We start from the raw sequence: 525 nt of genomic DNA on the forward strand, positions 1-525 counted from the left end.
AAAGAAGTGGGGTGATATATACAAAGAGGGAATTACTGCGAATTCACTTCCAAAATATCTATAAGTTAATCAGTTGTTCACTTTGAAAATCAAAAATAATGGGGATAATACATAGCAGCCTATTGGGTACAATAAACGGATCCATGGGCAATCTGGTGTTTTACCAGTTAAACGGAAAAACAGTGGTCAGACAAAAGCCAGGCCCAAGAAAGAAACCTGCCAGTGAAAGGCAACTTTACCAGCAAAAGGCTTTCAGTATAGGCCAGAAATTCGTGACTCCGCTCAGGGAAGCATTGAATTTTACGATGAAAAAAAAGGGTTCAAGTTTTGAATCCGGGACCAACAGGACACTGAGCTGGCTGATTAAAAATGCCATTCTCCCTGAGGAAAATGCTCCAGTGCTTTATCCGGAACGTGTCAAAGTATCCAAAGGATGGCTGGTGGGTTTGGAAGAGGGATTGGCAGAAAGGGAAGGTACCTCTATAAGAATCACATGGCAACCCAATGCCTGGCAGGGTTCAGGAA

1 protein-coding gene is annotated in these 525 nt (G+C 42.7%); it reads left to right on the forward strand.

Features of this window, described 5'->3' with window-relative positions; translation table 11 throughout:
• Window positions 1-98: 98 nt before the first annotated feature.
• The coding region (locus ESV85_RS22140) for a DUF6266 family protein (protein ID WP_223276087.1) at window positions 99-525 on the forward strand (427 nt) is incomplete at its 3' end.

Origin of the sequence: Algoriphagus aquimarinus, assembly GCF_007997215.1 — a bacterium.
In the GTDB taxonomy this organism is placed as follows: Bacteria; Bacteroidota; Bacteroidia; order Cytophagales; family Cyclobacteriaceae; genus Algoriphagus; species Algoriphagus aquimarinus_A.